At 69.8% G+C, this 26,097-nt stretch carries 21 protein-coding genes; 13 read left to right on the top strand and 8 right to left on the bottom strand.

What is annotated here, in order from left to right; all coding sequences use genetic code 11:
- Positions 1–61 precede the first annotated feature (61 nt).
- The 6 genes from MT347_RS06100 to sufB form a co-directional block, all read right to left on the bottom strand.
- A complete protein-coding gene (locus MT347_RS06100; RefSeq protein WP_243499158.1) occupies positions 62–1,225 on the bottom strand; it encodes a MalY/PatB family protein in 1,164 nt (387 codons plus the stop codon).
- Positions 1,226–1,326: 101 nt separating this feature from the next.
- Positions 1,327–1,656: a metal-sulfur cluster assembly factor gene (locus MT347_RS06095; RefSeq protein WP_055837689.1), complete on the bottom strand. Its 330-nt coding sequence runs from the start codon at positions 1,654–1,656 to the stop codon at positions 1,327–1,329.
- A gap of 9 nt (positions 1,657–1,665) precedes the next feature.
- Positions 1,666–2,436: a Fe-S cluster assembly ATPase SufC gene (gene sufC / locus MT347_RS06090; protein ID WP_243499156.1), complete on the bottom strand. Its 771-nt coding sequence runs from the start codon at positions 2,434–2,436 to the stop codon at positions 1,666–1,668.
- A gap of 37 nt (positions 2,437–2,473) precedes the next feature.
- Positions 2,474–2,803 carry a non-heme iron oxygenase ferredoxin subunit gene (locus MT347_RS06085; protein WP_243499154.1) on the bottom strand — a complete coding sequence of 110 codons (330 nt, stop codon included), beginning with the start codon at positions 2,801–2,803 and terminating at the stop codon, positions 2,474–2,476.
- Positions 2,800–3,993 carry a Fe-S cluster assembly protein SufD gene (gene sufD / locus MT347_RS06080; protein WP_243499153.1) on the bottom strand — a complete coding sequence of 398 codons (1,194 nt, stop codon included), beginning with the start codon at positions 3,991–3,993 and terminating at the stop codon, positions 2,800–2,802. Before sufD ends, MT347_RS06085 begins: the two co-directional genes overlap by 4 nt.
- A 65-nt stretch (positions 3,994–4,058) precedes the next feature.
- Positions 4,059–5,477, bottom strand: a complete 1,419-nt coding sequence (gene sufB, locus MT347_RS06075) for a Fe-S cluster assembly protein SufB (protein WP_243499152.1) — start codon at positions 5,475–5,477, stop codon at positions 4,059–4,061.
- A 250-nt stretch (positions 5,478–5,727) separates the two neighbouring features.
- On the opposite strand from sufB, the gene MT347_RS06070 reads away from it, so the two are divergent.
- On the top strand, positions 5,728–6,714 hold the full coding sequence (locus MT347_RS06070; RefSeq protein ID WP_243499151.1) for a heme A synthase: 987 nt from the start codon (positions 5,728–5,730) through the stop codon (positions 6,712–6,714).
- A gap of 199 nt (positions 6,715–6,913) precedes the next feature.
- The gene (locus MT347_RS06065; protein ID WP_243499149.1) at positions 6,914–7,423 is read left to right on the top strand and encodes a hypothetical protein; all 510 of its coding nucleotides are present in this window, start codon (positions 6,914–6,916) and stop codon (positions 7,421–7,423) included.
- 437 nt (positions 7,424–7,860) lie between these two features.
- On the opposite strand, the gene MT347_RS06060 is transcribed toward MT347_RS06065, so the two are convergent.
- On the bottom strand, positions 7,861–8,787 hold the full coding sequence (locus tag MT347_RS06060; protein WP_243499146.1) for a heme o synthase: 927 nt from the start codon (positions 8,785–8,787) through the stop codon (positions 7,861–7,863).
- Positions 8,788–9,012: 225 nt separating this feature from the next.
- On the opposite strand from MT347_RS06060, the gene tkt reads away from it, so the two are divergent.
- From tkt to MT347_RS06025, 7 genes are all read left to right on the top strand, one after another.
- The gene (tkt, locus tag MT347_RS06055; RefSeq protein ID WP_243499759.1) at positions 9,013–11,112 is read left to right on the top strand and encodes a transketolase; all 2,100 of its coding nucleotides are present in this window, start codon (positions 9,013–9,015) and stop codon (positions 11,110–11,112) included.
- An 18-nt stretch (positions 11,113–11,130) separates the two neighbouring features.
- A complete protein-coding gene (gene tal / locus MT347_RS06050; RefSeq protein ID WP_243499144.1) occupies positions 11,131–12,252 on the top strand; it encodes a transaldolase in 1,122 nt (373 codons plus the stop codon).
- Positions 12,249–13,877, top strand: a complete 1,629-nt coding sequence (locus tag MT347_RS06045) for a glucose-6-phosphate isomerase (protein ID WP_243499142.1) — start codon at positions 12,249–12,251, stop codon at positions 13,875–13,877. The genes tal and MT347_RS06045 overlap by 4 nt, the downstream gene beginning before the upstream one ends.
- Before the next feature lie 3 nt (positions 13,878–13,880).
- Complete coding sequence (gene zwf, locus MT347_RS06040; RefSeq protein WP_243499140.1) at positions 13,881–15,431, top strand: glucose-6-phosphate dehydrogenase; 1,551 nt, start codon at positions 13,881–13,883, stop codon at positions 15,429–15,431.
- A complete protein-coding gene (locus tag MT347_RS06035) occupies positions 15,428–16,375 on the top strand; it encodes a glucose-6-phosphate dehydrogenase assembly protein OpcA (protein ID WP_243499138.1) in 948 nt (315 codons plus the stop codon). Before zwf ends, MT347_RS06035 begins: the two co-directional genes overlap by 4 nt.
- Positions 16,372–17,160 carry a 6-phosphogluconolactonase gene (pgl, locus tag MT347_RS06030; protein WP_243499136.1) on the top strand — a complete coding sequence of 263 codons (789 nt, stop codon included), beginning with the start codon at positions 16,372–16,374 and terminating at the stop codon, positions 17,158–17,160. The genes MT347_RS06035 and pgl overlap by 4 nt, the downstream gene beginning before the upstream one ends.
- 178 nt (positions 17,161–17,338) lie before the next feature.
- Positions 17,339–19,882 (top strand): LuxR family transcriptional regulator, encoded by a 2,544-nt coding sequence (locus tag MT347_RS06025; protein ID WP_243499134.1) that lies wholly within the window; start codon positions 17,339–17,341, stop codon positions 19,880–19,882.
- A 25-nt stretch (positions 19,883–19,907) separates the two neighbouring features.
- Here the strand turns inward: MT347_RS06025 and MT347_RS06020 are convergent, their stop codons facing one another.
- Positions 19,908–21,182, bottom strand: a complete 1,275-nt coding sequence (locus MT347_RS06020; RefSeq protein WP_243499132.1) for a glycosyltransferase — start codon at positions 21,180–21,182, stop codon at positions 19,908–19,910.
- A gap of 293 nt (positions 21,183–21,475) precedes the next feature.
- Between MT347_RS06020 and MT347_RS06015 the strand changes: the two genes are divergently transcribed.
- The 4 genes from MT347_RS06015 to MT347_RS06000 are packed head-to-tail and all read left to right on the top strand — an operon-like array spanning position 21,476 to position 26,053.
- On the top strand, positions 21,476–22,804 hold the full coding sequence (locus MT347_RS06015; protein ID WP_243499130.1) for a nucleotide sugar dehydrogenase: 1,329 nt from the start codon (positions 21,476–21,478) through the stop codon (positions 22,802–22,804).
- Complete coding sequence (locus tag MT347_RS06010) at positions 22,801–23,856, top strand: GDP-mannose 4,6-dehydratase (protein WP_243499128.1); 1,056 nt, start codon at positions 22,801–22,803, stop codon at positions 23,854–23,856. Before MT347_RS06015 ends, MT347_RS06010 begins: the two co-directional genes overlap by 4 nt.
- Positions 23,853–25,307, top strand: a complete 1,455-nt coding sequence (locus MT347_RS06005) for a polysaccharide deacetylase family protein (RefSeq protein WP_243499126.1) — start codon at positions 23,853–23,855, stop codon at positions 25,305–25,307. The genes MT347_RS06010 and MT347_RS06005 overlap by 4 nt, the downstream gene beginning before the upstream one ends.
- Positions 25,304–26,053, top strand: coding sequence for a hypothetical protein (locus tag MT347_RS06000; RefSeq protein ID WP_243499124.1), 750 nt, complete (start codon positions 25,304–25,306; stop codon positions 26,051–26,053). Before MT347_RS06005 ends, MT347_RS06000 begins: the two co-directional genes overlap by 4 nt.
- Positions 26,054–26,097 lie beyond the last annotated feature (44 nt).

Raw genomic sequence — 26,097 nt, 5'->3', positions numbered from 1 at the left:
CGCACCGGTCACGCGAAGTGCTGAACACCGACCGGGCGCGCTTCGCGGTAACCTCTCGCTGTCAGCGGCCTGCCGCGACCCGCCCGATGCGTTCGATCGCGTCGCGCAGCACCTCGGGGGCGCAGCCGACGTTGATGCGAACGTGTCCCACGCCCTCGACGCCGAACAGCGGGCCGTGGTGCAGCGCGACCCCGGCCTCGCGGCGGAGGAACGGCGCGGGGTTCTCGCCCCATCCGTAGGCCGAGACGTCGACCCACGCGAGGAATCCCGCATCCGGGATGCGATAGCGCGCGAGGGGAAGGTGCTCGGCGAGCAGGTCGGCCAGCAGGCGGCGGTTGAGGTCGAGAGCGGCCAGCAGGCCCTGGAGCCACTCATCGCTGTCCGCCGAGAACGCGGCCCGGTTGGCGATGACGCCGAACAGTCCCGCGCGCCATTCGACCTCCCACGGCAGCCCGCGCACGACCTGCGCAGTCTCCTCCGCGCCGGTCACGATCACCGCGCACTTCAGCCCCGCGAGGTTGTAGGTCTTGCTGGCGCTGGTGACGGTGTACCCCACCGCGGCGGCCTCGGGGGCGGCATCCAGGAATGGAGTGAAAACCGCGGGCGCGTGGGTGAGGGGGGCGTGGATCTCGTCGCTGACGACGGTGGCTCCGTAACGGTGCGTCAGTCGCGCGAGGGCGGCGAGCGACTCGCGGGTGTGCACGGTGCCGGTGGGGTTGTGCGGGTTGCACAGCAGCACCGAACGGGCGCCGTCGTCGAGTGCCCGCTCGATGCCATCGAGGTCGAGTCTCCACCCCTCACCGTCCGTGAGCAGAGGAACCCGCTCCACGACCGCGCCCGCCTCCTCAACCGTGTCGTAGAACGGTGGATACACCGGCGGCGTCACGATGACCCGGTCACCGGGCGAGGTGACGGCGCGCAGCACCTCGACCACGCCCATCATCACGTCGCCGGTCCAGCGGATGCGCGCCGGGTCAGGACGCCATCCCCAGTGACGATCGGCGTAGTCCGCGAAGTCCAGGTCGATGCCCGGCCGCGGCGGGGTGTACCCGGTGTCGCCGATCTCGACGGCCCGGTGGAGCGCCGCCGTGATCGCCGGTGCCAGCGCGAAGTCGGTCTCGGCCACGAACATGGGGATGACGTCGTCGCCGTAGGAACGCCACTTGGTGCTGGTCCGCTGGCGCAGAAGATCGAGCGGCAGGGCCTGCAACGGGGGAACGCTCATTCCGCGAGCCTAATCAGACCGATGCGGACGATCGAAACCCACCGTCAGACGGAGAAACACGAACGCCCACCCCGTGCGGGATGGGCGTTCGTGAACAGTTCTCAGATCGCGAAACCGAGGGCGCGCATCATGTCGCGGCCGTCGTCGGTAATCCGCTCGGGGCCCCACGGCGGCATCCACACCCAGTTGATCCGGAAGCGGTCCACCACGTTGTCGAGGGACTGGGCGGTCTGTTCTTCGAGCACGTCGGTCAGCGGGCAGCCGGCCGAGGTGAGGGTCATGTGGATGACGAGGGCGTCGTTCTCGTCATCCCACGCGAGGTCGTAGATGAGCCCCAGGTCGACGACGTTGATCCCCAGTTCGGGGTCCATGACGTCTTTCAGGGCCTCGGTGACCTCGTCGTACTTCTCGGGCGCGAGCGTTGCGGTCATGTAACGATCTTACGCGTCCACCGGCGTACCGGCCTCGAGGAAACGGTCGTAACCCTCTTCTTCGAGACGGTCTGCGAGTTCCGGGCCGCCCTCTTCGACGATGCGGCCCTTGACGACCACGTGGACGAAGTCCGGACGGATGTAACGGAGGATGCGCGTGTAGTGCGTGATGAGCAGCACGCCCAGGTCGGTCTGCTCCTTGGCACGGTTGACGCCCTCCGACACGATCTTGAGCGCGTCGACGTCGAGGCCGGAGTCGGTCTCGTCGAGCACCGCGATCTTGGGCTTCAACAGCTCGAGCTGGAGGATCTCGTGACGCTTCTTCTCGCCGCCGGAGAAGCCCTCGTTGACGTTGCGCGCGGCGAACGTCGGGTCCATGCGCAGGTTGGACATGGCGCCCTTGACGTCCTTCGTCCAGCCGCGGATCGCGGGGGCCTCGCCGTCGATGGCCGTCTTGGCCGTGCGGAGGAAGTTGGTGACCGTGACACCGGGGATCTCGACCGGGTACTGCATCGCGAGGAAGAGGCCGGCGCGGGCGCGCTCGTCGACGCTCATCTCGAGCACGTCTTCGCCGTCGAGCGTGATGGAGCCGCTCGTCACGGTGTACTTGGGGTGACCGGCGATGGTGTACGCCAGGGTCGACTTGCCGGAGCCGTTGGGGCCCATGATGGCGTGGGTCTCACCGGTGCGCAGCGTCAGCGTGACGCCGTTGAGGATCGGGGTCGTACCGTTCTCCGTCTCGACCGTCACGTGGAGGTCGCGGATCTCGAGGACAGGCATGGTGTTCCTTACGTAAGTCTGGGGTCGTGGGCGCGGCTCAGGCCGTCGCCTTGGTGACGGAAGGATCGATGAGCACGTCGTCTCCGTCGATCACGACCTCGTACACGGGCACCGGCTCGAAAGCCGGGAGGTTCAGGGGACGACCGGTTTTGAGCGAGAACGCCGAGCCGTGCGCCCAGCACTCCAGCGTCTCGCCCTCGACGAAGCCGTCCGACAGCGAGATGTCGCCGTGGGTGCAGACGTCTCCGATCGCGTGCACCTCGCCTTTGCCGTCGAGGACGACGGCGATGGCGGTGCCGTCGATCTCGACGCGGTGCGCTTCGTCTTGCACGAGGTCGCTCAGCGCGCAGGCGCGGGACGCGCTCATGCGGCAGCCCCCTCGGCCAGTTCGCGCTCGATCGCCTCGGTCAGCTCGGTCTCGAGCTCGGGGATGCCGATGCGCTGCACGATCTCGCTGAGGAAGCCGAGCACGACCAGACGTCGAGCCTCGTCTTCGGCGATGCCGCGAGCCTGCAGGTAGAACAGCTGCTCGTCGTCGAAACGACCCGTGGCGCTGGCGTGGCCTGCACCCTGGATGTCGCCGGTCTCGATCTCGAGGTTGGGGATCGAGTCGGCGCGCGCGCCGTCGGTGAGCACGAGGTTGCGGTTGGCCTCGTACGAGTCGGTGCCGGTGGCATCCGGTCCGATGAGCACGTCGCCGATCCACACGCTCCGGGCGCTCTTGCCCTGCAACGCCCCCTTGTAGAGCACGTCGCCGACCGTGTGCGGTCCCTTGTGGTGCAGGTACACCTGCGACTCGAGGTGCTGGCCGGCATCGGCGAACGAGAGGCCGTACAGGCGGCCCTCGGATCCCGCGCCCGAGAGCTCGACGGAGGGGTTCACGCGAACGACGCCGCCGCCGAAGCTCACCACGACGTGCGTGAGCTTGGCGTCGCGGTCGACACGGGCCTGGTGGGACGCTGCGTGGATGGCGTCGTCATCCCACTTCTGAACGGAGACGACCGTGAGATCGGCACCGTCGCGAACGAGGATCTCGACGTTCTGCGCGTGCTGGGCTGAGCCCTCGTGACGCAGCACCACGGTCCCGCGGGAGTGGGCCTGCGCCTCGATCACGACGTGTGCGTGCGCGAGGCCGCCGGTGCCGGTCAGACGCACGATCACGGGCTCGTCGAGTTCGACGTTCGCGGGGATCCGCAGCAGCGGTGCCTCGGTCTCGTGCGTCCACGCCAGAGCGGCCGTCAGGTCTTCGGGCCGGAAGTGCTCGCCGCGCGGTGCGTCGCCCGCGGCCAGGCGCAACTGCTGCACCTGATCGGGCGCCTCGACCTCGACGCGCATGACGCCGGTCGGACCCGCCTCGTCGACGAACAACGGCGCGAGCCTGTCGATCGGGGTCAGCTTCCAGTTGACCTCGCGGCCGGTCGGCGTGCCGAAATCGGCCGGATCGAACGAGGTCGCCCGCTCCGAGCGCGTCTGCACCGGAACGATGGATGCCACGAGGGCGGCCGGGTCGATATGACCCTCCGCGGTGCCCGCGGGGGTCGTGGTCGCTGTCGTCACTTAGCTAACGCTCCATTCGGCGAGAGGGCGGGGAACTGAGGGCGGGGCGGCGATCGCCGGAGCGATCATCCGACGCTGCCCTCCATGCCCATCTCGATGAGCTTGTTCAACTCGAGCGCGTACTCCATGGGCAGCTCCCGCGCGATGGGCTCGATGAACCCGCGCACGATCATGGCCATGGCCTCGTCTTCGGGGAGTCCGCGCGACTGCAGGTAGAAGAGCTGCTCTTCGCTGACCTTCGAGACGGTCGCCTCGTGACCGAGTTGCACGTCGTCGACGCGGATGTCGATCGAGGGGTAGGTGTCGCTCCGCGAGATGGTGTCGACCAGCAGCGCGTCGCAGCGCACCGTGTTGGCGGAGTGGTGCGCGTTGGCATCCACTCGCACTTCACCGCGGTAACCGGCGCGACCGCCGCCACGGGCGATGGACTTCGACACGATCGAGGACTGCGTGTACGGCGCCATGTGGATCATCTTGGCGCCGGCGTCCTGGTGCTGACCGGGACCGGCGAAGGCGACCGACAGGGTCTCGCCCTTGGCGTGCTCGCCCATGAGGTAGATGGACGGGTACTTCATCGTCACCTTGGAGCCGATGTTGCCGTCGACCCACTCCATGGTCGCGCCCTCGTGGGCGACGGCCCGCTTGGTGACGAGGTTGTAGACGTTGTTCGACCAGTTCTGGATCGTCGTGTAGCGCACGCGGGCGTTCTTCTTCACGATGATCTCGACGACGGCCGAGTGCAGCGAGTCGCTCTTGTAGATCGGCGCCGTGCAGCCCTCGATGTAGTGCACGTAGCTGTCTTCGTCGGCGATGATCAGGGTCCGCTCGAACTGACCCATGTTCTCGGTGTTGATGCGGAAGTACGCCTGCAGGGGGATCTCGACGTGCACGCCCTTGGGGACGTAGACGAACGAGCCGCCCGACCACACGGCCGTGTTCAGCGCCGCGAACTTGTTGTCGCCGGCGGGGATGACGGTGCCGAAGTACTCCTCGAAGAACTCGGGGTGCTCGCGCAGTGCAGTGTCGGTGTCCATGAAGATGACACCCTGCTGCTCGAGGTCTTCACGGATCTGGTGGTAGACCACCTCGGACTCGTACTGCGCGGCCACGCCGGCGACGAGACGCTGACGCTCGGCCTCGGGGATGCCCAGCTTCTCGTAGGTGTTGCGGATCTCTTCCGGAAGGTCTTCCCAGGACTGGGCCTGCTTCTCGGTCGAGCGCACGAAGTACTTGATGTTGTCGAAGTCGATCTCACTGAGATCGGCGCCCCAGGTGGGCATGGGCTTGCGACCGAAGAGCTGGTAGCCCTTGAGACGCGTCTTCAGCATCCACTCGGGCTCGGACTTCAGGGCGGAGATGCCGCGCACGACGTCCTCGTTGATTCCGCGCTGGGCGAGCGCGCCGGCGGCATCGGTGTCGTGCCAGCCGAACTCGTATTGCCCCAGGCTTTCGAGCTCGGGTCGGTCGATGAGTACATCGGACATGGTGGTCACTCTCCTTCTCGGACCTCAACGGTGTCATCCGTCCCGACATTCCGGACTCCGGTCGAAGTCCCAGGAAGGTCGCTGGTGGGCCCGCTCGAAGGCGCTGGCTGCGCGCCTAGACTGTCAGCGGTGCGGAACGCGTGAAGCGCTGCACCCGGACCCTTCGATTCTACAGGCAACACCCGCTCCCGGCATGGCAGGCCCGCTCCTCCGAACGCCCGGAGCACCTCGACGCCAGGAAGCCGTACGCATGCCCTCCGCCCCGTCCTCCACCGCCCCGTCACGCCTCCCGTCGCCGGTGCGCCGCTTCGTCGCGTGGCTGCCCGCCGACGTCGACCGTCGGGTGCGGGTGTTCGCGTGGCTGTCGTTCGTCGCGGAAGTGCTCATCATCGGCACCGGGGGCGCCGTGCGCCTGACCGGCTCGGGACTCGGCTGCCCCACGTGGCCGCGCTGCACCCCCGACTCGCTCGTGAACACCCCCGAGATGGGTATCCACGGCATCATCGAGTTCGGCAACCGGACGCTGACCGGGCTCGTCGGCATCCTTGCCCTCGCCGTGGTGGTGCTCGTGTGGCGCATGCGGCATGAGCGCCGGGTGCTGTTCGTGCTGTCGCTCGTCGTGCTCGCGGGCATCGTCGCGCAGGCCCTGGTCGGCGGCGTCACGGTGCTCACGGGACTCAACCCCTTCATCGTCGGCTTCCACTACGTCGCGTCCGTCTCGCTCGTGGCGGTCTGCGCCGCGTTCCTCGTCTTCATGTATCAGCCCGCGGGCCCCCGCGCCCGTGCCGTTCCCCGCTGGTTCGCGGGGCTGGTGCACGCGACGACCGGCGTGCTGGCCCTGACGATCGTGTTCGGTGTGCTCACCACGGGCGCCGGTCCTCACTCCGGCGACGAGGCCTCGGTCCGCAACGGCTTCGACGCCCAGGTGCTCGAGCACGTCCACGCGTGGCCCGGTTACGCGCTGTTCGTCCTGACGCTGGCGGTCGTCGTGATCGCCTGGCGGCTCCGCCTCCCGGTGCGTCGCTGGGCGAGTGCCCTGCTGGCCGTCGAACTCGTGCAGATCGCCATCGGCCTGTATCAGGCGCGCAACGGACTGCCCGAGCTCGCCGTCGGGGCGCACATGGTGCTCGCCGCTCTGGCCGCGGCGACCATGACCGTCGTCGTGCTGCGCCTGAAGCAGCCGGCCATCGCCGACGAGCCGATCAGGCGTCGCGAGACGGCGTCCGCGCGACGCTGAGCACACGCCGGCCGGTGCCGTCGGGGCGAGACGGCGCTCTTATACGCTCATAGGCCATTCATGGGCGACCCCTAACGCCGACACCGCCGGGTGAGACAGTCTTGTTCCCCGGGTGCCCTGCGCCCGTGATCCATCCGATGCCACCGCGTCGGATGACGCTGTCCGACTCCCCGGGTCGGAACGACAAGGAGTTCAACCCATGCACACTCGTCCCCGTCTGCTGACCAGCATCCCCTTCTGGGTGCTCGTCGCCGGATCCCTGGCCGCCATCATCGGCGGTCTCGCGATCGTCCTGAACGGGATCACCGCGATGGAGGAGGTCCTCAACGACCCCAACGCCACCGTCGTGCAGGTCTACGTCGGTCAGTCCTGGGTCGTGGTCGGAGCCGCCGTCCTCGGCGCCGGCGCCGTGGGCATCGTCGCCGTGCTCGCGCTCGGCGCAGCCGCAGCCCTGACCCGCCGCCCCGACGTCGCGGTCGAGAGCATCGACTGGAACACCGACGACGAGACGGCCGCCGCGCCCGCCGTCACCCCGTACACGCCCGCCGCGACCGCCGCCCCCATCTCGGTGGAGGATGCCGACATCGAGACGCCGTCGACTGCTCCGGCTCCGCCGCAGGCCGCCGCGGAGCGTCACGACGCACCCAAGCTCGACGCCGGTCACGACGCACCCAAGCTCGACGCCGGAGACGACGCCACGCGCCGCTGACCCGCGTACCGAAGCGCCCGCTCCCGCGATGGGGGCGGGCGCTTGCACGTTCACCGTCCTTCGGTGTCCGAAACACCCGGACCGCCCGCGCGCAGTTCCGGGTGTCCTGGACATGCACCCCACGGCTCGCGGATGCGGTGTCCACAACACCCGGACGATCCACGCGCGACTCCGGGCGTCCTGGACACCCAACGAACCTGCCCACCGCCCCGCCCGGCGTCCACAACACCCGGACGATCCACGCGCGACTCCGGGCGTCCTGGACACCTAACGAACCTGCCCACCGCCCCGCCCGGTGTCCACAACACCCGGACGATCCACGCGCGACTCAGGGCGTCCTGGACACTCACCTGCCACGCCACCGAACAGCGGCGCACCGCCTGGCATCCGGAACACGAAACGCCCGCCCCGGAGAGGGACGGGCGCCTCGGATCAGGTCAGAAGGGCAGCAGCGGGTCGACGGCGATCGCGACGAACAGCAGTGTCAGGTAGGTGACCGAGGCGTGGAACACGCGCATCGGGCGCGACTCCCCGCCGCGGACGGCGCGCGAATACAGGCGGTGCGATTCGTAGATGAACCAGCCGCCGAACACCAGCGCCGACACGGTGTAGACCAGGCCCATGGATGCCACCGGGATGAGCAGCAGCGAGCAGGCGACGGTGGCCCACGCGTACAGGATGACCTGCAGCCCCACCTGGGAACCGGTGCGGGTCGCACCCAGCATCGGAACGTCGACCTCTTCGTACTGCGCGGCGTACTTCATCGACAACGGCCAGTAGTGCGGCGGCGTCCAGAGGAACACCAGCGCGAAGAGGATGAACGGCGCCCAGGAGAGCGAACCCGTGACGGCCGACCAGCCGATGAGCACCGGGAAGCAGCCCGCAATGCCGCCCCACACGATGTTCTGCTCGGTGCGGCGCTTGAGGATCATCGTGTAGATCACGACGTAGAAGAAGATGGCCGCGGCGGAGAGCCCCGCGGTGAGCGGGTTGGTGAACGCCCACAGCCAGACGGTCGAGACCGCCGCGAGCGTCCACGCGAACACCAGCGCGCCGCGCGGGGAGACCTCGCCCGTCACGAGCGGTCGATTCTCGGTGCGCTGCATGTGCGCATCGATGTCGCGGTCGAGGTACATGTTGAACGCCGCGGCGGAGCCGGCGCTCAGCGAGCCGCCGATCACCGTGGCGAAGATGAGCCACAGATCGGGGAGCCCGCCCTGGGCGAGGATCATCACCGGAACGGTGGTGACCAGCAGCAACTCGAGGACGCGGGGCTTGGTCAGGGCGACGTAGGCCCGGACCGTGCGCCCGACGGAGCGGCGATCGGTCGTCGCAATGACGTGCGACGTCGTCGAGATGTCCATCGTCCCCCGGGGTAGCGCGTAAAGATCCTCACTGATTCTATGCCATCCGCACCAGACGCCCGGCCGCCTGTCGACCCCCGTCACGATCCGCAACAGCGTCGCCCGTTCTCGCTATGCTGGCGGTGAACGCGCGCCCCGCGACGACACCCCCACCCCCCTCCCACTCCTACGGTGGTGAGCGCGGACGTCGGCCGTGAACGGGCGCAGATCGAGAGAGGCACCGTTTTGTCGGACTTCGAATGGGATGACATCGATCGGCGCGCGGTGGACACCGCCCGCATTCTGGCGGCGGATGCCGTCGAGAAGGTGGGCAACGGCCACCCCGGTACCGCGATGTCGCTGGCCCCGGCCGCATACCTGCTCTACCAGCGGGTTCTGCGCCACGACCCGGCCGACACGCACTGGCCCGGCCGCGACCGCTTCATCCTCTCGGCGGGACACTCCTCCCTCACCCAGTACGTCCAGCTCTACCTCGGCGGTTTCGGCCTCGAGCTGAAGGACCTCGAGGCGCTCCGCACGTGGGGGTCGCTGACCCCCGGGCACCCGGAGTTCGGGCACACCGACGGCGTGGAGATCACCACGGGCCCGCTCGGCCAGGGACTGGCATCGTCCGTGGGCTTCGCCTACGCCGCCCGCTACGAGCGCGGCCTGTTCGACGCCGAGAGCGCCCCGGGTGAGAGCCCGTTCGACCACTTCGTCTACGTCATCGCCGGTGACGGCGACCTCCAGGAGGGCGTGACGAGCGAGGCCTCCTCGCTCGCCGGCCATCAGGAGCTCGGCAACCTCATCGCGATCTACGACTCCAACCAGATCTCGATCGAGGACGACACCAACGTCGCTTTCACTGAAGACGTCGCCAAGCGCTACGAGGCGTACGGCTGGCAGGTGCAGACCGTCGACTGGAAGAAGACCGGCGAGTACGTCGAAGACGTCGCCGAACTCCACGCCGCGATCGAGGCCGCCAAGGGCGAGACGAGCAAGCCGTCGCTCATCATCCTCAAGACGATCATCGGCTGGCCGTCGCCCGGCAAGCAGAACTCCGGCAAGATCCACGGCTCGGCCCTCGGCGCCGACGAGCTCAAGGCCACCAAAGAGGTCCTCGGCTTCGACCCCGAGCAGCACTTCGCCGTCGCCGACGACGTCATCGCGCACACCCGTCAGCTCGTCGAGCGCGGCGAGGCCGAGAAGGCCGCCTGGCAGTCGACCTTCGACGCGTGGGCCGCGAAGCACCCGGAGCGCAAGCAGCTGTGGGACCGCCTGCAGGCCCGCGAGCTGCCCGAGGGCATCGCCGACGCCCTGCCCGCCTTCGAGGCGGGCAAAGACGTGTCCACCCGCGCCGCCTCCGGCACGGTCATCAACGCCCTCGCCGCCGAGCTCCCCGAGCTCTGGGGCGGTTCGGCCGACCTCGCCGAGTCCAACCTGACGACGATCAAGGATGCCAAGTCCTTCATCCCCTCGTCGTGGTCGACGCACGAGTGGTCGGGTGACCCCTACGGTCGCGTGCTGCACTTCGGCATCCGCGAGCACGCCATGGGCGCGATCCTCAACGGCATCGTGCTGCACGGCCCCACCCGCCCGTTCGGCGGCACCTTCCTCATCTTCAGCGACTACATGCGCCCGCCGGTGCGTCTGGCCGCCCTGATGAACATCCCGACCCTCTTCGTCTGGACGCACGACTCCGTCGCGCTCGGCGAGGACGGCCCCACGCATCAGCCCATCGAGCAGTTGGCCACCCTCCGCGCCATCCCGAACTTCGCCCTCGTGCGTCCCGCGGATGCCAACGAGACCTCCGTGGTCTGGCTCGAACTGCTGCGCCGGACGGCCGGCCCCGCCGGTATCGCGCTCACCCGCCAGAACATCCCCGTCTTCGCCCGCGGCGAGGGCGCGGCATCCGGTGACGAGTTCGCGTCGGCCGCGGGCGCCGTCAAGGGAGCGTACGTGCTGGCCGAGGCCGCAAGCGGCGAGCCCGACGTCATCCTGATCGCCACCGGTTCCGAGGTCCAGCTCGCCGTCCAGGCGCGCGAGACCCTGGCCGCCGAGGGCGTCCACGCCCGCGTGGTGTCGGCTCCGTCGCTGGAGTGGTTCGCCGAGCAGGACGAGGCGTACCGCGAGTCCGTGCTGCCCGCAGCCGTGAAGGCGCGCGTGTCGGTCGAGGCGGGCTCCGCCCTCAGCTGGCACGGCATCGTCGGCGACGCCGGCCGTTCGGTCGCCATCGACCACTTCGGTGCGTCGGCCGACTACAAGACCCTGTTCCAGAAGTTCGGCATCACGGCCGAGGCCGTCGTCGAGGCCGCGCGCGAGTCGCTCGCCGCCGCCAAGAAGTAACCCGAGGAGATTTACGACATGAGCACTCCCACCGCAGACCTCGCCGCCGCCGGCGTCAGCATCTGGCTCGACGACCTGTCGCGCCAGCGGATCCAGTCCGGCAACCTCGCCGAGCTCATCGACGCCCGCAACGTCTCGGGTGTCACGACCAACCCCACGATCTTCGCCGGCGCCCTGTCCAAGGGCGAGGCGTACGAGGGTCAGGTCAAGGAGCTCGCCGCCGCAGGCGCCGATGTCGACGAGGCGATCTTCTCGATCACCACCGACGACGTCCGCGACGCGTGCGACATCTTCCTCCCCGTCTTCGAGGCGACCAACGGCGTCGACGGCCGCGTGTCGATCGAGGTCTCCCCCGATCTCGCGCACGACACCGACGCCACCGTCGCGCAGGCCAAGGACCTGTCGGCCCGCGTCGACCGCAAGAACGTGCTGATCAAGATCCCCGCGACGAAGGCGGGCCTGCCCGCCATCACCGAGGTCATCGGTGCGGGCATCTCGGTGAACGTCACGCTCATCTTCAGCCTCGAGCGCTACGAGGAGGTCATCGACGCCTACCTCGCCGGTGTCGAGAAGGCGCAGGCCGCGGGCCACGACATCTCGACCCTGCAGTCGGTCGCGTCGTTCTTCGTCTCGCGCGTCGACACCGAGATCGACAAGCGACTCGCCGCCCTCGGTTCAGACGAGGCCGCCGAACTCAAGGGCAAGGCGGGAATCGCCAACGCCCGCCTGGCCTACGAACTGTTCGAGAAGAAGTTCTCCGAAGACCGCGCGAAGACGCTGCTCGATGCCGGCGCCACCGTCCAGCGTCCCCTGTGGGCGTCGACCGGTGTCAAGGACCCGGCCCTGCCCGACACGCTCTACGTGACCGAGCTCGTCGCCCCCGGAACCGTCAACACCATGCCGGAGAAGACGCTCGAGGCCACGTACGACCACGGTGTCATCGCCGGAGACACCGTGACCGGCGCCTACGCCGACGCGCACGACGTCTTCGACCGTCTCGCCGCCGCGGGTGTCGACGTCGCCGACGCGACGCAGACGCTCGAGGACGAGGGTGTCGAGAAGTTCATCGCCTCCTGGCACGAGCTGCAGGACACGGTCAAGACCGCCCTCGACGCCGGAAGCGCCCAGGCCGCCAAGTGAGCTTCGCGGTCAAGGTCACCGGCCGCGTCGGCTCGGTCGTCGCGGCCGAGCTGCCGGGCCTGACCGGCTCGCTGATCGCGTCGGGCATCACCGCCGGCGACGCGAGCTTGTGGGGCCCTGCCGCCGAAGACGAAGCGTCCCGTCGGCTCGGGTGGGTGCGGGCGGTCTCCGTCTCGCGCCCGCTCGTGCCCGAGATCACCGCCCTGCGCGACGAGCTCGTCGCGCAGGGCGTGACGCGCGTCGTGCTCGCGGGGATGGGCGGTTCGTCGCTCGCTCCCGAGGTCATCGCCCAGACGGCCGGCGTTCCGCTGGTCATCGTCGACTCGACCTCGCCCGCCCAGGTGCTCGCCGCGATCGACGGCGACGGCGAGGCCGGCGGTCTCGCGCAGACCGTCCTGGTCGTGTCGAGCAAGTCCGGTTCGACCATCGAGACCGACTCCGTCAAGCGGGCGTTCGAGGCGGCATACCGCGATCTGGGGATCGACCCCGCCGACCGCATCGTCGTCGTGACCGACCCCGGTTCACCGCTCGAAGAAGCGGCGCGTGCCGACGGATACCGCGTCTTCACCGCCGACCCCGAGGTGGGCGGCCGGTATTCCGCGCTCACTGCGTTCGGCCTCGTGCCGACCGGGCTCGCCGGAGTCGACATCGACGACCTCCTCGACGAGGCGGATGCCACGCTTCTCGAGGTCGCCATCGACTCCCCCGAGAACCCGGCGCTCGTCCTGGCCGCCGCGATCGCCGGTGGCGGCGCCCTGCGCCGCGACAAACTCGGCCTGATCACCGACGGAACCCACATCGTGGGCCTGCCGGACTGGATCGAGCAGCTGGTCGCCGAGTCGACGGGCAAGGACGGATCCGGCATCCTCCCCGTGGTTCTGCTGCCGGTCTCGCCCGAGCTCGAGTCCCAGCCCGACGATCTGCAGGTCGTCCGTTTCGTCGAGGACGCGCACGCGTTCCACCTCTTCGAGCGGCACACCGACGAGGTGCTCGTCAGCGGGTCGCTGGGCGCGCAGTTCGTCGTGTGGGAGTACGCGACTGCCGTCGCGGGACGCCTGCTCGGCATCGATCCCTTCGATCAGCCCGACGTCGAGTCGGCGAAGGACGCCACGCGTGGCCTGCTCCAGGCGCAGCCCGCCCCCACCGCTCCGGCGTTCGTCGCCGACGGCGTCGAGGTGCGCGTGTCCGACCCCGCCCTCGCGGCCGGCGGAACTGTCGCGGCAGTGCTCGAGGCCCTGTACGCGCAGGTCCCCGCCGACGGCTACGTGAGCATTCAGGCGTACGTGAACCGCCTCGACCTCCCGCAGCTCGCGGGCCTTCGCGAGCTCGTCGCCGCCGACTCCGGTCGCCCCACCACGTTCGGTTGGGGTCCCCGGTTCCTGCACTCGACGGGCCAGTACCACAAGGGGGGACCCGCCACCGGTGTCTTCCTTCAGATCATCGAACGCACCGATGTCGACCTCGAGATCCCCGGTCGACCGTTCACGTTCGGACAACTCATCCAGGCACAGGCCGCGGGAGACGCGAGCGTTCTGGCGGGGGCGCCGCATGGCCGTCCCGTCGTCACGCTGACGCTGACCGACCCGCAGGTCGAGGTGCTCTCACTCTTCGAGGCGGCACAGTAAGTCATGGTCGTAGAGATCACACCGGGTCACAATCCCCTGCGCGATCCCGAGGATCGCCGTTTGAGCCGGATCGCGGGGCCCAGCGCCCTCGTGATCTTCGGCGTCACCGGCGATCTGTCGCGCAAAAAGCTCATGCCGGCGGTCTACGACCTCGCCAATCGCGGCTTGCTGCCCCCCGGGTTCGCCCTGGTCGGTTTCGCGCGTCGCGACTGGGAGGACCAGGACTTCGCCGAGGTCGTCTACGACTCGGTCAAGAAGTACGCCCGCACCGAGTTCCGCGAGGAGACGTGGAAAGAGCTGCTCGAGGGCATCCGCTTCGTCCAGGGCGAGTTCGACGACCCCGAGGCGTTCCAGCGCCTGCGGGCCACTGTCGACAAGCTCGACACCGAACGCGGCACGATGGGCAATCACGCGTACTACCTGTCGATTCCGCCGAAGGCCTTCCCGCTGGTCACGACGCAGCTGAAGGCGTCCGGCCTCGTCGGCGAGACCGCAGACGACACGACCGGATGGCGTCGCGTCGTCATCGAGAAGCCGTTCGGGCACGACCTGGCATCGGCCCGCGCGTTGAACGAGGTCGTCGAGAGTGCGTTCCCGGCTGACGCGATCTTCCGCATCGACCACTATCTCGGCAAGGAGACGGTGCAGAACATCCTGGCGCTGCGCTTCGCCAACGAGCTGTACGAGCCGATCTGGAATCGCAACTACGTCGACCACGTGCAGATCACGATGGCCGAGGACATCGGTGTAGGCGGCCGTGCCGGTTACTACGACGGCATCGGCGCCGCGCGCGACGTGATCCAGAACCACCTGTTGCAGCTTCTCGCGCTGACGGCGATGGAGGAGCCCATCAGCTTCAACGCCGCCGACCTCCGCGCTGAGAAAGAGAAGGTGCTCGCGGCGGTACGACTGCCCGAGAACCTCGCCGAGGCCACCGCCCGCGGGCAGTACGCCGGCGGCTGGCAGGGCGGTGAGGAGGTGCTCGGCTTCCTCGAGGAAGACGGGATGAACCCCGAATCCGTCACCGAGACGTTCGCCGCGATCAAGCTCGAGATCAACACGCGCCGCTGGTCGGGCGTACCGTTCTATGTCCGCAGCGGAAAGCGGCTCGGCCGGCGCGTCACCGAGGTGGCCGTCGTGTTCAAACGTGCGCCGCAGCAGCTGTTCTCGCAGAGCCAGACGCAGGAGCTGGGGCAGAACGCCCTCGTCATCCGCGTGCAGCCCGACGAGGGCGTCACGATCCGCTTCGGTTCCAAGGTCCCCGGCGACGGCACGCAGGTGCGCGACGTGACGATGGACTTCGGGTACGGTCACGCCTTCACCGAGGCCAGCCCCGAAGCGTACGAGCGGCTCATCCTCGACGTCCTGCTCGGCGACCCGCCGCTGTTCCCGCGGCACGAAGAGGTCGAGCTGAGCTGGAAGATCCTCGACCCGATCGAGGAGTTCTGGGCCGCGGAGGGCGGTCCGCTCGAACAGTACTCGCCCGGGTCGTGGGGGCCGGCATCCGCCGATGAGCTCCTCGCCCGCGACGGCCGCACCTGGAGGCGCCCGTGATCATCGACCTGCCCGACACCACCGTCAGCGCGATCTCGAAGAAGCTCGTCAGCGTCCGCGAAGAGGGCGGCGCGGTCGCCCTGGGCCGCGTGCTGACGCTCATCATCGTCACGCATCACGGCGCCGAAGAAGAAGTCATCGAGGCCGCGAACGACGCCTCGCGCGAGCACCCCATGCGCGTCATCGCGGTGCTGTTCGGCGACGAGGACGAGGCCCCCCGTCTCGACGCCCAAATCCGCGTGGGAGGTGACGCGGGCGCCAGCGAAGTCGTTGTGCTGCGTGCCCACGGTGCCGCCGGCTCCAACGCCGAGAGCCTTGTCACGGGACTGTTGCTGCCCGACGCCCCGGTCGTGGCGTGGTGGCCGGCCGAGGCCCCGTCGAACCCGTCGCGCTCGGCCATCGGCCGCATCGCCCAGCGCCGCATCACCGACGCCTCGTCGCAGGCCGACCCGGCCGCGTGGGTCGCCGAGCTCGGGGAGCACTACTCCCCCGGCGACACCGACTTCGCGTGGACCCGTGTCACCCGGTGGCGCGAACAACTCGCGGCGGTGCTCGACCAGCCGCCGTACGAGCCGGTCACCGCGATCGAGGTGCGTGGCGCGTCGGACTCCCCGTCCACCGCGCTGCTCGCGGCGTGGCTGGGGATGAAGCTCGACGCCCCCGTCGACTACGCCTACCTCCCGGCCGACGCGTGGTCGAGCGGCATCAAGTCGGTGCGCCTCACGCGCGCAAGCGGCGACACTCTGCTCGAGCGTCCCGAGGCCGGCGTCGCGATCCTCAGCCAACCGGGGCAGCCGACTCACGACCTCGCCTTCCCGCGACGCACCCTGCGGGAGTGCCTGGCCGAGGAGCTGCGGCGACTCGACCCCGACGTGCTTTACGGCCGTGTGATCACCGAGGGCCACGACTTGCTGCACGCCGCGAGCGAGAAGAGCGGGTCGTGAGCGACTCGGGCGCGAAGCGCGTCATCATCAAGCGCGACGCCGACGCCCTGGCGGAGTACGTGGCGACGCGGTTCGTGAACCGCATCGTGAAGCGCGTCGCCGAGGGCAAGCGGATGCACATCTGCCTGACCGGCGGAACGATGGGCGGCGCTGTCCTGCGTACGGCCGCGCGCGACGAGCGCGCGGCCGACATCGACTGGTCTCTCGTGCACTTCTGGTTCGGTGACGAGCGTTTCGTGCCCCGGGACAGCGACGATCGGAACGAGAAGCAGGCGCGCGAGGCATTCCTGGACCACCTCGACATCCCCGCCGAGAACATCCACGTCGTCGCCTCCAGCGAAGACGGCGTCGATCTGGATGCCGCGGCCATCGCCTATGCCGACGAACTGGCGCAGTTCGCTCCGTCGGATCGCAGTGAGACCGGCCCCTGGCCCTCGTTCGACATCTGCTTCCTCGGCGTCGGGCCCGATGCCCACATCGCCTCGCTGTTCCCCGACCGGCCCGAGATCTCGGTGACCGACCGGGCGACCGTGCCGGTCCGGGAGTCGCCGAAGCCGCCGAGCGAGCGGGTGTCGCTCACGCGCCCCGTCATCAACAGCTCCAAGCGCGTGTGGATGGTGATCGCGGGGGCGGACAAGGCTGCCGCCCTCGGCCTCGCCCTTGCCGGAGCGAGCTACCAGAGCGTTCCCGCCGCGGGGGCGAAAGGACGCCGACGCACGGCGTTCTTCGTGGACGAGATCGCCGCCGATCACGTACCGCCGCAGCTCATCGACCGCGAGTACTGAGCGCTCGAACCCGAGAGGACCGGATGCCCTGGCATCCGGTCCTCTCGTGCGTCACCGTCTTGCGGAGAAACACCCCTTGTCTTCGTCCCGACCGCGACTTAGCCTTCCGAAGGGGGGCATCCTGATCCGGTCCGGGGAGAGATCCTCGGCTCCGGACGACGCAGTTGGGAGCGTTCGGATGCCATTTATCGGTCGCGCGCACGAGAAGCGGATCGCGGAAGAGGTGATCGGCACGTCCGGAGGGGCGGCGTGCCTGTTCGTCGGCGCGGAGGGCATCGGCAAGTCCGCCCTCGCCCGAGAGATCGCCGAGCAGCACGGCGCCGTCGTCGTCTCGGCGAGCCCGAGCGAACGCCTGTGGCCGTACTCGGGGCTGTCGGCACTGGCGACGGGCCTCGGGGGCGAACGGCGCGAAGCCGTGAACGCCGTCCTCGCGCGCGGCCGGGACTGGCCCGAGCATCTCCTCGCCGAGGAACTCAGCCGCACCCTGCATCTCGTCCATGAACAACCCGATGTCGTCGTCGTCGACGACCTCGATCAGATGGACGGGGCGAGCATCACGGTGCTGTCGTTCGTCTTCGGTCGACTACGAGGCACCGGACTGAGCGTCGTGGCCACCGCGGGCGCCGCCGACGGGCGCCGCGACTTCGCCGGCATGCGGCACGAGCGCATCGGCCGGCTGTCGTTCGAAGAGACCCTCGACCTCGCTCGGGTCGTCCTCGGGTCGGGTGCGGCCCTCGCCGTCCTGCACACCGTGGCCGGGTTCGTCGGTGGCGACCCGGGGATCCTCTCGCGCGTGCGGCTGACTCCGTGCGAGGCGGCGGGCGACGACCCGCTCCCTCTGCCGCTCCGACTTGCCGACGAGGTGCCGGGTCGGCGCGGGCGCACGGTTGAGACGTTCCGCGACCCTCGTGTCGCCGCGGTCATGGACCTGTTGTGCGTGGGACCGATCTTCGCTCACGACCGCCTGCGGTCCGTCGCCTCGGGCCTGGGGATCGAGCTGAACGCGTTGATCGACGGGGGCCTCGTGGCCGTCCACGGCGAGCTCGCCCGCGTTGCCGACTCCGCTCTGCGTCTCCGGCACCTCGGCTCGCTCACCGCCGATGAGAGGTACCGGCTGCATGACCGGGCCGCCGCGGAACACGCGGGAGAGTACCCGGCGACCGTCCTGTGGCATCAGAGCTACGCCGAACCCGACGGCGATCGCGAACCGCTGCTGGTCGCGGCGGTGGAGCTCGCTCGCTCGGGTGAACCGTCCGCGGCCGTCGAGTTCGCCGAGCGCGCTCAGGCCGGCCGGATCGACGACGTCGCCCGGTGCCGCCTCCTCGTCGAGCTCGGAGAGGCCCTCGTGCTCGAGGGGCACGTGGTGCGGGGCCGGCACTACCTCTGGCGGGCCGGAACACCGACCGATCCGGCCGTGCGGATCCGAGGGACACTCGCGTGGTCGATGGCGACGGCGGCGCCCGACCACGTCCTCGACGACCTGGTGCTGCGCGTCGCGGACGAGACCGACGACCCGCGGGCCGTCGAACGACTGTTGTGCGAGAGCGCACGACGACACCTGTCGCGCGGTGAGGTCGGACGGGCGCACGCCCTCGTCGTGCTCGCCACCGAGCGTGGAATCGCTGCGACGGAGACCACGCTGCTCGCTCGACTGCTCGAGGAGCTGGGCGCCGATGTCCTGCTCCCCATCACCATCGACACCGGGAGCGTCCGGAGCGCACCGGAGCCGGACGCCCCGATCGAACAGGCGTTGCTCGCCCTGCACATCAGCGTGCTGCGCGAGGACTACGCGGCGGTTCGACGCGGCATCCGGTCCCTGCTCGACCGCCGACCGCGTCTCGCGCCGTACTGGCGCGATCAGCTGGGGTGTCTGCTGGTGACGACGGAGGCGCGCGGAGGCGACCCGATCGCGGCGCGCGAGGCCGTGGACGCCTGGAGACGCGAGTGGGTCCCGGGTCGACGGTCGGAGGTGGCGGACACCCTCGTACTCGCCGGCGCTGCCGCGGTCGATCCCCTCGGGCGGGAAGTGTCCGAACTCGTCCGCCGCGGTCGCGATCTCTGCCGACGAGAGGGCACGACGACCGCGCTGCCGTGGTTCGCCGTCATCGAGGGCGGCTGCGCGCTGGCGGAGGGACGGTTCGACGACGCCGTGGCCGCGCTCCAGGCCGCGCGGGAGGCTGTGCCCTGCGACGACCCGTCGCTCTTGCGCGCCGACGCCGACCTGATCGAGGCGCTGTGGCTGAGCGGCCTCCGCGGAGATGCGCGTCGTCTGCTCGCCCGCCTCGAGGAGGCATCGCAGCGCATTCCCCGCCGCTGGACCACACTGGCGGTGGCGCGGTCGCGTGCTGTCTGCCGCAGCGACCACGACGGCGCGCAGGCATTCCGCGAAGCCGCGGCCATCGGTCGCACCGACGACCCTCCCATCGAGCGCGTCCGCCTCCGGACGACGCGGGAGAGGTGTCTTCCGATCACCGAGCGACCACCGGCGCGGGCGGTCCCCCGACCCGGTGATCGGGGACGCTCGCTCACCCCCCAGGAGCGCGACGTCGTGGCCCTGGTCGGTCGTGGGCTGCGCAACCGCGAGATCGCGGCCGCCCTGTTCATCTCCCTGCGCACCGTCGAGCTGCGCCTGACCGGCGTCTACCGCAAACTCGGGGTGAGCTCGCGTGTGCACCTGGTGGCGCTGCTGCACGCTTCCCCGGCGGAGACCTCCGGCGCCTGAGGGAACGTCGGGATGCCGGAAGGGGTCACGAAGCGATCGGCGACAGCGCCGCACGACGGTCGGGACTGCGCCAGCGTCCGTCCGAGGGCCGGCCGAGTGCGGCGACGAGCGCGCGCAGGCACAGCACCGCGTCCCAGACGCGCAGAAGCGGATACAGGAGCATCCACACCCGCGGACGCGTACCCGTCACTGCGCACGCGAACGCCGTCATCGCGGCATCCGTCACGACGAACGCCGCCGCCAACGGGCCGACCGGAAGCGCCGATGCCATCGTCGCCGCGACCGTCGCGGACTCACCGGTGAGAACGGGCGCGGCCACCGCGGCCAGCGCCGCGACGACGAGGGCCGGCACCATCGCGGCGAGGACCAGGCTGGAGACGACCGTCTCGACCGCGAAGACGCCGACCGATGTCCAGAACAGGCCGCGGCGCGGACCGTGACGCCGGAGCGTCTGCCAGAAACCGAGGCTCCACCGGCGCATCTGGGCCGAGTAATCCCGGAGGATGGCGGGGTCCTGCGTCTCCGCCACCGCGCAGGCGGGGTGGAAGGCGATGCGGCCCAGACGCTTCGCGTGCACCTCGAAGGTCATGTTGAAATCCTCGATCGTCAACCCGGGCGCCTCGATGTCGATGCGGTCGAGGACGTCGGTGCGGTACATGCTCGCGAACCCCGGCACGATCGTCACCGCGTCGGCGGCCGTCGCGGCCTGCCCGAACTTGTGCAGGTACTGCGTGCACACGTAGGTGCGCTCGCGGTAGGAGGTGAGCACCCGTCCCATTCCTCGCGTCGCGGCATCCGGTGCCGTCGTGGCCCGCCCCGCCACCGCGACCACCCCGTCGTCGGTGAACAGCGGCAGCCCGGTGCGCAGGTAGTCCGGCCGGGGACGCGAATCCGCGTCCAGCAGCAGCAGGATCGGGTACCGTTCGGCAATGCGGAAGTGCGCGAGGCCGGAGCGAATGGCTCCCGCCTTCCCCCGGTTGGTGACGAGGTTCCAGGCCGTGGCGCCCGCCTCACGGGCCCGGTCCACGGTCTGATCGGTCGACCCGTCCGAGACGACGAAGACGTTGCGCGCGGGTACCAGGGCGCGGGCGGCGCGGACGGCGTCGGCGATCACAAGCTGCTCGTTGTGCGCGGCGATGAGCACCGCCACCTCGTCGGCGCGGTAGAACATCGACGGCGACATCAGGCCGGCGCGGGTGCGTCCCCCCGCCGCGAGTCGGCAGAGGGCGACGATGCCCCACACCACGGTGGAGAAGCCGATCGTGCAGATCACGACGACGACGATGCCGACCGTCGTCACGTCGGGCGCCCCGTCGACGAGGCCACGACGCAGGCGGTCGGTCGGTCGTCGATCCCGGTTCCGGTCATGGCATCCCCCGTCAGATCTGCGCTCGACCGTACGCGATGACACGGGCAGGCGGCGGGCCGGGACCCGCATGCGCGGTGCGGTTTCCCGCAGGATCCGCTGCGGTGCGCGGCGTCCCGCATGATCGCCGCTCGTTCCTTGACCGATCGCCGGGGGCGGCTCAGGGTGGGCCGTGGATCGCGGTCGATACCCGACTGCCGCTTGCACCACGCTCCAGGAGGATGATGATGTCCACACTCGATGTCCGGGCGGACCTGTTCGACGCCCCGCTCCCACCGAGGTCCGGTGACGCCCCGTTCGACTTCGATGTCGCCATCGTCGGCCTCGGATATGTCGGCCTGCCGACAGCCCTCGCCTATCACGCGAGCGGTTCGAGGGTGATCGCTTTGGACGTGTCGTCTCGTCGACTCCGGACGATCGCGGCTCGAGGCGCCGATCTCATCGATTCCGACCGGGAGCGGCTCGACGCCGCCCTGCGCGCGCCCGCGGCATTCCGGTTGACCGGTGACGTCTCGGAGCTCTCCCGCGCTGCCGCCGTCGTCGTGTGCGTCCCTACCCCCGTCGACGACCGGCAGGTGCCCGATCTCGTCCCGCTCCGCGCGGCGTGCGCCACCGTCGTCGCCGCCGCGCGCCCGGGCCAGCTGATCATGCTCACCTCCACGACCTACGTCGGATGCACTCACGACCTCGTGGAGCAGCCCCTGCGCGAACGGGGGATGCAGATCGGTCGCGACGTCTTCGTGACCTTTAGCGCCGAGCGGATCGACCCGGGCAACGTCGGCTTCGCCCAGGAGGTCGTCCCGCGCGTCGTGGGTGGGGCCACCCCGCAGTGCGAGGAGGAGGGCGCGCTCCTCCTCGGCCGGTACGCCGCACGGGTGCACCGCGTGTCGAGCCTGGCGACCGCCGAAATGACGAAGCTGCTCGAGAACACCTTCCGCGCGGTCAACATCGCTCTGGCCAACGAGTTCGCCGACATCTGCGGCGCCCTCGACGTCCCCGTCACCGAGGTGATCGAGGCCGCGAGCACGAAGCCTTACGGATTCATGGCCTTCTACCCCGGGCCGGGCGTCGGAGGTCACTGCATCCCGTGCGATCCCCACTACCTGCTGTGGCAGCTGAAGGCACTGCACGTGGATGCCGGCGTCATCACCGAGGCGATGACGCGCATCGCCGCGCGCCCCCGGCGCGTCGTCGAGCGCATCCGCGACGTCCTCGGGCGGGCGGGCAAGGGCACGCGCGGCGCCCGGATCCTGATCGTCGGCGTGACCTACAAGCCCGACGTCGCCGACCTGCGGGAGTCCCCCGCGCTGGAGATCATCGACCTGCTCATCGACCTCGACGCCGAAGTGCAGTACGTCGACACGCACGCCCCGCACGTGTTCCTCGGCTCCGGTCGTGAACGGGATTCCCTGGTCGATCCCGCCGCCTTCCGTCCCGATCTGGTGCTCGTTCACACCCGCCACCACGACTGCGATCTCACCTGGTTGAATGCCGACACCCTCGTCGTCGACGGTACCTACCGCAGCGCGGACATCGCGGGGCGGGTGCTGCTGTGACGGTGTCGGTCTACCCCGGACACGGGGCGAGAAGATCCCTGGTCACCGGGGGTGCAGGTTTCGTCGGCAGTCACCTCGTCGAGCACCTGCTCGGTCTCGGCGACGAGGTCGTCGTCCTCGACGACCTCTCCACCGGATCCGCACGTAACCTGGCCGGCGTCGCCGACCACCCGCGGGTCACGATGGTGCACGGATCCATCCTCAACCCCCTGACGGTGGGAGAGGCGATGCAGTCGTGCGATCGGGTGTTCCATCTGGCGGCGGCCGTCGGGGTGAAGCTCATCGTCGAGCAACCGCTGCGGGGCCTGCGCATCAACATCCACGGAACCGAGAACGTCCTCACCGCCGCGATCGAGCGGCAGGCGTCCGTGCTGCTCGTCTCGACGAGCGAGGTGTACGGCAAGAACACGGCCGATCGCCTGCGCGAGGATGCCGACCGGGTGCTCGGCGACCCGCTGCTGTCACGCTGGACGTACGCCGGGGCGAAGGGCATCGACGAGGCGTTCGCGAAGGCCTACTGCGACCAGGAGGGCCTCGACGTGTCGATCGTGCGGCTGTTCAACACGGTCGGGCCGCGCCAGACCGGCCGCTACGGCATGGTGCTGCCGAACCTCGTCGGGCAGGCGCTGCGCGGGCAGCCTTTGACCGTGTTCGGCGACGGGCTGCAGACGCGCTGCTTCTCCGCCGTCGAGGACGTGGTGCCGGCGATGGTCCGCATCGAACGCGACCCGCGGGCACGTGGCCAGGCGTACAACCTCGGGGGTGCCCGCGAGATCTCCATTCTCGACCTCGCCCACGAGATCATCCGCACGCTCGACAGCCGCAGTGTCGTCGAGCTCATCCCTTACGACCAGGCGTACGCGCCCGGCTTCGAGGACATGCGCCGCCGGGTGCCCGACAACACCAAGGCGCACGACCTCGTCGGCTACGAACCGCGCACGTCGCTGACCTCGACGATCATGCGCGTCGCCGCCGACCTGCTCTCGCGCGAGCGACTGGGGTCGGACGCCATGCCGCTCGCGGGCGCGGACTCGTTCCGGGGCGCGCTGTGATCGCCGGCGTCCTCGTCGATCGCTCGGCCGCGTCGACCCTGCGTCGCACCGTCGCCGTCGTCGCCGCGCTGGCGGTGGGGGCCGGAGGCGTGATGGCCGTGGCACCCGCCCCGCCCGCCGCGGCGGCGACCCGCACCATCGTGAGCCTGACCTTCGACGATGCGAACGCCAACCAGCTGCAGGCGCTTCCCACGCTCCGCGCGAACGGGATGAAGGCGACGTTCTACGTCCCGTCGGGCTTCATCGGGGCGGCGGGCCACATGACGCGCGCCGATCTGACGAGTCTGAAGAATGCCGGCCACGAGATCGGCGGGCACACCGTGAACCACCCCGATCTCGCTCAGGTGGGCATCGACGAGGCCAAGCGGCAGATCTGCACCGACCGTCGAAACCTCACGTCGTGGGGGTTCACCGTCCGCAGCTTCGCCTATCCCTTCGCCTCCAGCACGCCCGAAGTCGAGCGGGCCGCCGCGGCATGCGGGTACAGCAGCGCGCGGCTGCTCGGCGACATCCCCAGTCGCTTCGGGTGCCCGGAGTGCTCTTACGCCGAGTCCACGCGTCCCGCCGACCGCTACGCGTTGAAGGCCCTCGATCAGGTGGATGCCACCTGGACCCTCGACGATCTCATCGCCGGTGTCACGAATGCCGAGCGCAACGGCGGCGGATGGGTGCCGTACACGTTCCACGACGTGTGCGCCGATGCGTGCAGCGACTTGGCCGTCACCCCGACGGTTCTGACGCGCTTCCTCGAGTGGCTCAAGACCCGCCAGGGCGCCGGGACGGTGGTGCGCACGGTCGGCGACGTGATCGGGGGCGCTGCCAAACCGCTCGTCGCCGGCCCCGCCGTTCCCGCTCCCACCGGGTCGACGAACGGCGTCGTCAATTCGAGCTTGGAGGTCGGGGCTCCCGACTGCTGGATGCGGGGCGGCTACGGGAGCAACTCCCCTGCGTTCGGCACCGGTTCGCCCGCGCACAGCGGCGCTGTCTCGAGCCTCATCACGATGTCGTCCTATGTCGACGGGGATGCCAAGTTGCTCCCGCAGTTCGACCTGGGTCAGTGCGCGCCGACGGTGACGGCCGGCAGGACGTACGCGTTGCGCGAGTGGTACGTCTCCTCCGGCGTCACCCAGTTCGCGGTATACCTGCGCTCCACCTCGGGCGCCTGGTCGTACTGGACGTCGAGCCCCTGGTTCGCCTCCGCGGCCGAGTGGACGCTGGCGGACTGGACGACTCCGCCGATCCCGGCGGGATACGACGGCATCAGCTTCGCCCTGACGATCTTCGCCGACGGGAGCCTGCGCACCGACGATCTGCAGCTGTACGACAGCGCGGGCGCTCCGCCCATCCCCTCCGCGGGCGCCGCCGCGGGGCCGACCGCCACGGCCTCGGCCGCGCCGCCCCAGGGACCGGTCGAGCTCGTCCGCCCCACCGAGAGCACTGTCTCCGGATGACGCGGCGGGTCGCATTCGGGGCGGCGGTCACCCTCGGGGTGGTCGCCGCCCTCGGTCTGTGCGCGTGCACCCCGGAGACGCCTGTCCGCCCGGATACCGGGTATCCCTGGCACACCGACATCGTGGCCACGACGTTCTGGGTCGGCGAGGTCTTCGATCCGGACGCCCCCGACGGGAGTCAGCGCATCTCGACCTACGATTCCGCGTGGCTGGAATCGTACGGCGGATGCGACGGTGTCGACACCGGCGGAGGGTGCCGCACCGAAGCGCGCACCGCCGACCACGACTTCTTCCCCACCGCGATGACCCCGCGGCAGAATCCGTTCTATCTGGACCTTCCGTTCGACGACGTCAACGACAGGGAGGGCTTCGCCACACGCGGAGGCGTCGTGCCCTGGGCAGACGACCCCGCTCTGGCGGGAGCGGTCGACGATCCGGCGGTGAGCCTGATGAAGAACCGCTGGGTCGTGCTGCACCGCGACGGCCGCCTCTGCTACGGGCAGATACAGGACGCGGGTCCCGGGGAATACCGCGACGCCGCGTACGTGTTCGGCGAGGACGATCGGCGCCCCGCGAACACGCGGTACAACGGCGCGGGTCTTGACGTGTCGCCCGCGCTGAACGGCTGCCTCGCCTTCACCGAGCTCGACGGTGACGACGACCGCGTCGACTGGGCGTTCGTCGACGACGACGACGTACCCCCCGGCCCATGGACGCGAATCGTGACCGACTCGCCGGTCCGATGACTCGGGACGCCACCCCTCCCCCGGCCAGGTACCGTCATCCGGAC

This window comes from Microbacterium sp. VKM Ac-2923 (assembly GCF_022815605.1).
GTDB lineage: Bacteria > Actinomycetota > Actinomycetes > Actinomycetales > Microbacteriaceae > Microbacterium.
Note: the sequence above shows the minus strand (reverse complement) of the source record. Positions and strands in the feature narration are given on the sequence as shown.